This window comes from Streptomyces sp. URMC 127 (assembly GCF_051386535.1).
Classification (GTDB): domain Bacteria; phylum Actinomycetota; class Actinomycetes; order Streptomycetales; family Streptomycetaceae; genus Streptomyces.
On the sequence record NZ_JBPQTW010000266.1, the window covers coordinates 1 to 8070 of the forward strand.

Sequence of the window (8070 nt, forward strand, 5' to 3'; positions counted from 1 at the left end):
GTCCTGGGCGGAGCTGGAGGCGCTGACGACGAAGGGGATGTCCGAGCGCCAGCGCACGGAGGCGCTGCACGGTCCGGGTGACGGTGGAGGGGTCGAGCCGGAGGGCCTTGGCCAGGCTCGTCTGGGACTGGTGGTCGGTCTCCCACAGCTGCATCAGCAGCAGCTCCTGTCCCGGGTAGAGGCCGCACCGCTGCAGCAGTGAGGACGCGGCCGCCCAGTGCGCGCGGGCGACCCGGGTGACCAGATGGCTGACCTCGCCGTACTCCTTCATGGCTGTCCCTTCCGTCCCCCCGTTATTTGGCGGGCCACAGGTTACCGGGGCGGATCCGGAAAATCCACCGGCCGGACCGGTAGACACATGGTCGACCAATCAATATTGTTGTGGCACCAAGCAATGGGCGGCGTCGCTCGTCGCCGCCCCTTGCGGTTCCGTCATCGTTCGTCGTTTTTTCGGAAAGGTTGTGTGTGCGGTGTCTGCACGCGAGGAAGTGATCGTGGTCTTCGGCGGCACGGGCCGGCAGGGCGGAGCGGTCGCCCGTGAGCTGCTGCGCCGCGGCCGCACGGTGCGCGCCGTGGTCCGCGACCCGCAGTCGGCCGGCGCCGAGGCCCTGGCCGCGGCCGGTGCCGAGCTGGTCAAGGGCGACATGGAGGACGCCGCCTCCCTCGACGCCGCGCTCGCCGGCGCCTACGGCGTCTACAGCGTGCAGACCTTCGAGGGCCCCGACGGCTCGGCGGGCGAGATCCGCCAGGGCAAGGCCGTCGCCGACGCCGCCCACCGCGCGGGCGTCACCCACTTCGTCTACGGCTCGGTCGGCGGCGCGGAGCGCAACAGCGGCGTCGAGCACTTCGAGAGCAAGGGCGAGATCGAGCGGCACATCGCCGCCCTGGGCCTGCCCGCCACCGTGCTGCGCCCCACCATGTTCCTGTCCAACTTCGCCGGCATCGGCCCGGCCCGCGTCGACGGCGAGCTCGTCCTCACCCTCGCGCTGGAGCCGCAGACCGTCCTGCAGATGATCGCCACCGACGACATAGGCGTCTTCGCCGCCGACGCCTTCGACAACCCCGCCGAGTACATCGGCAAGCAGATCGAGATCGCCGGTGACGCCCTCACCGGCCCGCAGATGGCCGAGGTCTTCGCCCGCGCCGCCGGCGAGCCCGTCCGCTTCGTCTCCCAGCCCGCCGACGCGCTGCGCGCCTTCAGCGAGGAGGCCGCGATCATGTTCGGCTGGTTCAACGACCACGGCTACATCGCGGACCTGCCCGCCCTGCGCGCGAGCCGCCCGGACCTCATCACCCTGGAGCAGTGGGTGGCCAAGAACTGGACCGCCCCCGCGAAGTAACTGCCCCCGCGAAGTAACGGCCGCCGCCACGACGGCGAACGAGCACCGCACGCAGCACCGCCGGGAACTCGCCTTCCCACCCTGAACTCAGGCCGGTCGCCGCGCCCCGATCCCCCGGGGGCGCAGCGGCCGGCCTGTGCGTTTCCCGGCCGCGAGAACTGGAGACATCCGCATGGCGCCCCGCACCGCAGCCCGTACCGAAAACACCGCCGAATTCCCGGACGCCGCCGAATTCCCCGGTGAATTCGACGCCGCCGCCCGCGGAGAATTCCCGGACATCACCCGCCCCGACGCCGGCGTGGCACTGGTCAGCACCCGCCACGCCGGCTCCCCGCAGGCCCAGCGCGCCGCCGCGCGGGCCACGCTCGCCGCGTGGCGCGCCCGGCCGCTGCCCGGCGGCCTGCTCTCCCTCAGCTTCTACGCCGGCACCGACGGCGCCGCCGTCATGGCCTACGCGCAGTGGACGGACCGGGCCGCGAGCCTCCGGCACGCCGCCGCCCACGGCCCGGTGATGATCCACGGAGTGGGGGAGACCCCCGCCGACCTCGAACGCTCCGAGCCGCTGGCCTTCCGCCGCTACCGCACCATCGGGCCCGGCCGCAGCGCCACCGCCGTCCCCGCCTGCATCGCCACCCCGCTCTTCGACGTCGACGGTCCCGAGCGGCAGCGCGCCATCATCGACACCCTCGTCGCCGGCCCGCTCTCCCGCCCGCTGCCCGGACTGGTCGCCGCCCACTTCCACTTCAGCACCGACGGCACCCGGATCCTCAACTACGCCGAGTGGACCTCCGAGGAGCTCCACGAGCAGTCCCTGCACAGCGCCACGCTCCAGGAGGCCGGTGCCACGACCCGCGCGACACCCGGCGTCCGGGGCGTGGGCTGCCCCCGCTACCGGCTCGTGTGGAGCCTGGCCGCACCCTCCGCACCGGCCGCAGAGCGCCCCGCGGAATAGGCCTGAATTTCTCTCACCGGTGCGTGACAAAGAGTTCACGGAGATCTGACGCGCACCCGCTTGAAAACAAAAGCCGCGTCGAAGAAGCTCATCAGTAGCGTTCACCGCACTATTTCGAATTGCCGGGGCCCCGTTGCCGGACGCACGACCGTCCGGCCCGCCGCCGAGCCGACGCGGAAGCACGCAGCACACCACTCACGGAGGTAACACCACGATGCCCACCCAGACCGAGCTGCTGTCCGCCGCCGCCAAGGCCGCCCGGGTCGCCGGGGAAGGCGCGGTCGAGGCCGACGCCGGCCGCCGGCTGCGCCCCGAGGTGGTCGACGCGCTCGCCGACGCCGGGTTCAGCCGTGCCTTCGTGCCCGCGGAGTCCGGCGGTGCGCCCGTCTCCTTCACCGAGGTCACCCGCGCCGTCGCCGCCGTGGCCGAGGAGTGCCCCTCCGCCGCCTGGGTCGGCTCGCTCATGGCGCACACCGGCCGCTTCGCGGGCTTCCTGCCGGCCGAGGGCCGGGCCGACGTCTGGGCGGACGGCCCCGGCACCCGCCTGGTGGCCGGCCTGGTCTCCCAGGTCGTCGCCGAGCCCGTCGACGGCGGCTGGGAGCTGTCCGGCACGTGGAGCTTCGTCAGCGGCGTCGAATTCTCCGAGTGGGCCCTGCTGATGGCCACCACGGACGCCGGCGAGGCCCGCTTCTTCGCCGTCCCGCGCGCGGACTACACCTTCGAGGACACCTGGTTCACCCTGGGCATGCGCGCCACCGGCAGCCACGCCCTCACCGTCGAGCGCGCCTTCGTCCCGGCCCACCGCTCCTTCCCCTTCGCCGACCTGATGGCCGGTAACCAGGCCTCGGACGAGCCGGTGTACGCGGCCCCGTGGCTCGCGGTCAACAGCCTGACCTTCGCCGCGCCCATCCTCGGGGCCGCCCGCGCCGCCCTCGCGGTCGTCTCCGCCTCCCTGTCCTCGGCCAAGCCCCCCAAGGACTCCGTCCGCGTGGACATCGCCCGCTCCGCCGGCGAGATCGACGCGGCCGAGCTGCTGCTGCTGCGCGCCGCGGCGACCGCCGACCGCGGCGGCGTCACCGCCGAGGAGACCGCCCGCGGCTCGCGCGACTGCGCGCTCGCGGTGGAGATCCTCTCCGGAGCCGTCGACCGCCTCTTCCGCGGCGCCGGCACCCGCGCCCAGGCCGAGGGCAGCCCCCTGCAGCGGATCTGGCGCGACGTCCGCGGCGCGGCCAGCCACGGCGGCCTGCAGTTCGAGTCCGCCGCGCTGCGCTGGGCCGCGCCGCGGCCGGCCGGCGCCTGACGTCCTCCCCGCCCCCTCTCCCCGAAAGGCCACTCATGTCACAAGGGCGCATTCGCCTCGCCGTGCTCACCAGCAGCGGCCCCGAGAGCAGGACCGGCCCCGCCGTGGCCGAGTGGTTCGTCGCGGAGGCCCGGAGGTTCGGCGGGTTCGACATCGACGTCGTCAGCCTCCCCGAGGCCGGCCTCCCCGTCCTGGTCACCCGGCCGCCGAGCGCCGAGGCCGCCGAGCGGCTCGCGGGGATCTCCCCCCGCCTGGCGGCCGCCGACGCGTTCGTCGTCATCACCGCCGAGTACAACCACGCCTACCCGGCCGTCCTCAAGAGCGCGATCGACTGGCACGTGGACGAGTGGCACGCCAAGCCCGTCGCCTTCGTCTGCTACGGGGGCCGCTCGGCCGGGCTGCGCGCCGTCGAGCAACTGCGCCTGGTCTTCTCCGAGCTGCACGCGGTCACCCTGCGCGACAGCGTCAGCTTCGCCAACGTCTGGGACCAGTTCGACGACGAGGGGCGGCCGAAGGACCCCGAGGGCATCGCCCTGGCGGCCAAGGCCATGCTCAACCAGCTCGTGTGGTGGGCGCGGTCCCTGCGCGAGGCTCGCGAGAAGCGCCCCTTCGCGGCCTGACCTGGCGGCCTGACCCGGCGGCCCGGCCCGGTCGCGCCGTGCGTTTCCTCCCCCGTCCCCCGTGCGCTTCCTTGAAGACAACCCACCGAGGTTTCCGATGAGTTCACCCACTCCGGCGGCGGCCACCGCGCAGCGGCCGGCCGTCCTGACCGTCCTCCTGCTCGCCTCGACGCTCACCGTGATGGCCGGCGCGATCCTCATGCCCGTCGTCGAGGTGATCCGCGGTGAACTCGGCGTGAGCGGCACCGCGGCCGGCCTGATCCTCACCGCCCACGGCCTGTCCCTGGCCGTCGCGAGCCCGCTCGTCGGCCGGCTCATCGACCGCCACGGCATCCGCCTGCCGCTCGCGGGCGGCCTCGTCCTCTACGGCGTCGCCGGCGGCGCCGGCCTCGTGACCGACTCGTACTGGCTGCTGATCGCCACGCGCATCGTCTTCGGCGTCGGCGCGGCGGCCGTCTTCGCCGGCACCACCGTCGCCCTGCTCTCCTTCTACCAGGGGCCCGAGCGCGACCGGGTGATGGGCTGGCGGGCCACCGCCATCAGCCTCGGCGGCGTGGTGTGGCCGCTGATCGGCGGCGGGCTCGGCGGCGTCTCCTGGCACGCCCCCTTCGGCATCTACCTCGTCGGCATCCCCGTCGGCCTCGCCACGCTGTGGGCCCTCCCCGCGGAGGCCGCGGGCGGAGGCCGTCCGGCGGGCGGAGGCGGCGTCCTGCGGCTCTTGCGCGCCAACCCCGCCCTCCTCGGCTTCTACCTCGTGCAGGCCACCGCGTCCGTGCTGCTCTACGCGCTCGGCGTCTTCCAGCCCCAGCGGCTGGCGGAGCTCGGCGTCACCGAGCCCTTCGTGGTGGCGCTCTACAACGTCGTGATGACGGTGCTGATGAGCCTGGTCGGGCTGGTCTACGCCCGGCTGCGCGGCGCCCTCGGCTACCCGGTGCTGCTGAAGGTCTCCGCCGCCTGCTGGGCGCTGGCCTTCGTGCTGCTGGCCACGGTCGAGCAGTCCGCGCTGCTGCTGGTCGCCTCCGCGCTCTTCGGACTGGGCCAGGGCATGTCGTTCCCGGCGCTGACCGTCCTCATCGGCGAGGGCGCGCCGGCCGAACTGCGCGGCCGGGCCACGTCCTTGTCGGGCACGTTCAGCTTCCTCGGCCAGTTCGTCTCGCCCCTGGTCTTCGGCCCGCTGATCGCGGCCACGTCGCTGACCACGGGATTCCTGACGGCCGCGGGCATCGCGGCGGTCGTCCTGCTGGCGCTGCTGCCGATGCGGGCCACGGGGACGGCGTCGGCGGACCAACTGCCGCAGCCCGCGGCGGCATCCGCGCCTCAGCCGCAACGCTGAGCCGTCCCGGCGGTTTCCGGCGACCGCGTCGGCCTCGGTGGCCGGGAATTCCGCCGGACCCTCGCGGCCCCGCCCGCCGGCCGACCCGCCCCGCAGATTACTTGTTCGACCAATTGTTGTCGGGCCAACAACCCTGCTACAGTGCACTTACTTGGCCCGCCACATAAACGTGTGAAGGAACCGGATCATGACCACTGCCTTTGACCCGATCCACATCGGCTCCGTGCGCCTGGCGAACCGCATCGTCATGGCCCCGATGACCCGGAGCCGGGCGACCGAGGGCCTGCCCACCGCGCTGACCGCGGAGTACTACGCCCAGCGCGCCTCGGCCGGCCTGATCATCACCGAGGGCATCCAGCCCTCCGCGGTGGGCCAGGGCTACCCCTTCACCCCGGGCCTGCACTCCCAGGCCCAGGTCGACGCCTGGCGCGTGGTGACGGACGCCGTGCACGCCGAGGGCGGCGTCATCTTCGCCCAGCTGATGCACGCCGGCCGCGTCGGCCACCCGGTCCTGCTGCCCGAGGGCCTGGTCCCGGTCGGCCCGTCCGCCGTCGCCGCCACCGGCCAGGTCTTCACCCCCGAGGGCCTGAAGGACTTCGTCACCCCGCACGCCCTCACCGGCGAGGAGATCCGGCAGACCATCGCCGACTTCGCCACGGCCGCCCGCAACGCGATCGCCGCCGGCTTCGACGGCATCGAGCTGCACGGCACGACCGGCTACCTCATCCACCAGTTCCTCGCGCCCAACGCCAACCAGCGCACCGACGAGTGGGGCGGCTCCGTCGAGAACCGCATCCGCTTCGCGGTCGAGACCGTCAAGGCCGTCGTCGCCGAGATCGGCGCCGAGCGCACCGCCATCCGCATCGGCGCGGTCCCGTTCAACGACATCAGCGAGCCGGACGCGGAGCCCACCTACCTCGCGCTCGTCGAGGAGCTGAACAAGTTCGGCCTGGCCTACCTGCACTTCCAGGAGGACGCCGACCACGAGCTCATGCTGCGCGTCCGCAAGGAGTTCAACGGCCCGTTCTTCCTCAACCCGCGCACGGGCGACCGCCCGACCGGCCAGGAGGACCTGCACCTGATCGAGGACGGCACCGCCGACGTCCTCACCTTCGGCGCCCGCTTCCTCGCCAACCCCGACCTGCCCGCCCGCCTCGCGGCCGGCGGCCCGTACAACGAGGCCGACCGCGCCACGTTCTACGGCGGCGACGCCAAGGGCTACACGGACTACCCGGCCCTCCAGGGCTGACCCCCGGCACGTTCTCCCCTCGCACCGGCAGGCGCCCGGTGGCTCATCCGAGCCACGGGGCGCCTGCCGTTCGTTTCACGCCCCCCACGCCGCACCGCACGCTCCTCCACCACTTCCCGCACCGGACCACGGAGTCAGACCATGAAAGCCACCTACAAGGTGAAGACCGCCGTCGCCGTGGCGGCGGCCGCCATCGGCATCGCCCTGCTGCCTACCGGCGCCCAGGCCACCGACGTGCCGGACTCGGGCGCGCCGCGCACGCTCTTCTACGACGACTTCCGCTACGGCTTCGCCACCAGCGGCACGGGCGCGCGCTGGGAGACCCAGCCGACCAGCGGCTTCGCCACCGGCGACGGCATCACGAGCACCAACTCCGGCGGCGGCCTGAAGGTCGTGCCGACCGGCACCGACCCGGTGACCGGCAAGCCGGCGTTCGCCTCCACCAGCGCCCCCCAGTCCCAGGGCGGCAACGGCACCTGGGACCACGTCAAGTGGGGCGCCCGCCCCAAGAACACCTCCGCGGCCGGCTACCCGGGCTTCGACACCCCCAAGACCGGCTTCCTCAACTGCACCACCAGCATGTCGGCCACCACGACCGGCACCGAGCGGCACCCCTTCGGCGCGGCCGTCGCCGACCCGCAGTCCGACCCGCGCCTGGCCGCCGGCGCCATGGTCGTCTCCGACGCCCAGTCCGCCGTCATCTTCGACTTCTTCGTGACCAACAAGAAGGTCTACGCGATCTACGAGCGGCTGCGCATGCCCGGCACGACCTACGCCGCCTACTCGTACGCCGTCCCCGTCGCGGACCGCGCGAGCAGCACCCAGAAGGACTCCCTGCTCATCTCGGTCGACAGCGCCAACTCCAGCGTCACCTGGACGGTCAACGGCAAGAGCGTCCTGAACGTCAAGGGCATCGGCACCCGGGCGCTGGACCGCAAGTACATGACGCTCGACCACGGCGGCACCGAAGAGGTCGTCCACCCGCGCCAGCTCAACTGCGGCGTGTCCACCTTCACGCTCCTCGACGGCGCCGTCGGCAGCGACAGCAGGGGCCTGGTGCACATCGACTCCGTCGTCGACTACTTCGACCCCCGCAAGGGCGCGCCCACCCGGCAGACCTTCCTCGACGAGACCAGCCAGGCCGGCAACCGGCTGTGGGGCCAGGGCGCCACCCTCGACGTCAGCAAGATCGAGATCTCCGCCGCGGGCAGGGCGATCAGGCCGGACAGGGGGATGCCGTCGGCGTCGAGGACGATGTCGCGGACGATGTCGCGGA

Annotated in this window: 8 protein-coding genes; 7 read left to right on the forward strand and 1 reads right to left on the reverse strand. The window is 73.1% G+C overall.

Features of this window, described 5'->3' with window-relative positions:
* On the reverse strand, positions 1 to 271 hold a 271-nt coding region (locus tag ACSNOH_RS31355), incomplete at its 3' end, for a MarR family transcriptional regulator (protein WP_436724836.1).
* Positions 272 to 470: 199 nt separating this feature from the next.
* On the opposite strand from ACSNOH_RS31355, the gene ACSNOH_RS31360 reads away from it, so the two are divergent.
* The 7 genes from ACSNOH_RS31360 to ACSNOH_RS31390 all read left to right on the forward strand — a co-directional run.
* Complete coding sequence (locus ACSNOH_RS31360; RefSeq protein ID WP_436724837.1) at positions 471 to 1340, forward strand: NmrA/HSCARG family protein; 870 nt, start codon at positions 471 to 473, stop codon at positions 1338 to 1340.
* 172 nt (positions 1341 to 1512) lie between these two features.
* Complete coding sequence (locus ACSNOH_RS31365; RefSeq protein ID WP_436724838.1) at positions 1513 to 2292, forward strand: antibiotic biosynthesis monooxygenase; 780 nt, start codon at positions 1513 to 1515, stop codon at positions 2290 to 2292.
* Between the two features lie 214 nt (positions 2293 to 2506).
* Positions 2507 to 3592 (forward strand): acyl-CoA dehydrogenase family protein, encoded by a 1086-nt coding sequence (locus ACSNOH_RS31370; RefSeq protein WP_436724839.1) that lies wholly within the window; start codon positions 2507 to 2509, stop codon positions 3590 to 3592.
* A gap of 62 nt (positions 3593 to 3654) precedes the next feature.
* A complete protein-coding gene (locus ACSNOH_RS31375) occupies positions 3655 to 4212 on the forward strand; it encodes an NADPH-dependent FMN reductase (RefSeq protein ID WP_436724840.1) in 558 nt (185 codons plus the stop codon).
* 97 nt (positions 4213 to 4309) lie between these two features.
* The gene (locus ACSNOH_RS31380) at positions 4310 to 5545 is read left to right on the forward strand and encodes an MFS transporter (protein WP_436724841.1); all 1236 of its coding nucleotides are present in this window, start codon (positions 4310 to 4312) and stop codon (positions 5543 to 5545) included.
* 187 nt (positions 5546 to 5732) lie between these two features.
* The gene (locus ACSNOH_RS31385) at positions 5733 to 6794 is read left to right on the forward strand and encodes an alkene reductase (protein WP_436724842.1); all 1062 of its coding nucleotides are present in this window, start codon (positions 5733 to 5735) and stop codon (positions 6792 to 6794) included.
* A gap of 141 nt (positions 6795 to 6935) precedes the next feature.
* Positions 6936 to 8070, forward strand: a 1135-nt coding sequence (locus ACSNOH_RS31390) for a DUF6081 family protein (protein ID WP_436724843.1), incomplete at its 3' end; no start/stop codon positions are given.

Coding starts and splice junctions, on each gene's coding strand:
- ACSNOH_RS31385 (WP_436724842.1), top strand. CDS start 5,733: ATGACCACTGCCTTTGACCCGATCCACATCGGCTCCGTGCGCCTGGCG.
- ACSNOH_RS31380 (WP_436724841.1), top strand. CDS start 4,310: ATGAGTTCACCCACTCCGGCGGCGGCCACCGCGCAGCGGCCGGCCGTC.
- ACSNOH_RS31370 (WP_436724839.1), top strand. CDS start 2,507: ATGCCCACCCAGACCGAGCTGCTGTCCGCCGCCGCCAAGGCCGCCCGG.
- ACSNOH_RS31365 (WP_436724838.1), top strand. CDS start 1,513: ATGGCGCCCCGCACCGCAGCCCGTACCGAAAACACCGCCGAATTCCCG.